Source organism: Citrobacter sp. TBCS-15 (assembly GCF_005280815.1).
GTDB lineage: Bacteria > Pseudomonadota > Gammaproteobacteria > Enterobacterales > Enterobacteriaceae > Citrobacter > Citrobacter werkmanii.
This window is the reverse complement of record NZ_SZWK01000286.1, coordinates 1-230: the sequence shown is the minus strand read 5'-3', so window position 1 is coordinate 230 and position 230 is coordinate 1. Positions and strand designations below refer to the sequence as shown.

Here is a 230-nt window from a genome sequence, read left to right as displayed (position 1 = left end):
CAAGGAGCTTTCAATGCTGTAATGGCTATGAATCCATTCGTGGCTCTTGGCATAGCAATCGCAGCCATTGTTGCTGGTTTAGTTTACTTCTTCACTCAAACCGAAACAGGTAAAAAGGTTTGGGGTAGTTTCGTAGACTTCTTAAAGAGTGCATGGGACGGAATAGTTTCATTCTTTAGCGGTATTGGTCAATGGTTTGCTGATATATGGAACGGAGCAGTTGACGGAGC

The 230-nt window shown here is 43.5% G+C and carries 1 protein-coding gene; it reads left to right on the top strand.

Translation table 11 applies throughout. The features are described from left to right. Positions 1 to 21: 21 nt before the first annotated feature. Positions 22 to 230: hypothetical protein (locus FDW96_RS15430; RefSeq protein WP_212732920.1), on the top strand; the 209-nt coding region annotated here is incomplete at its 3' end.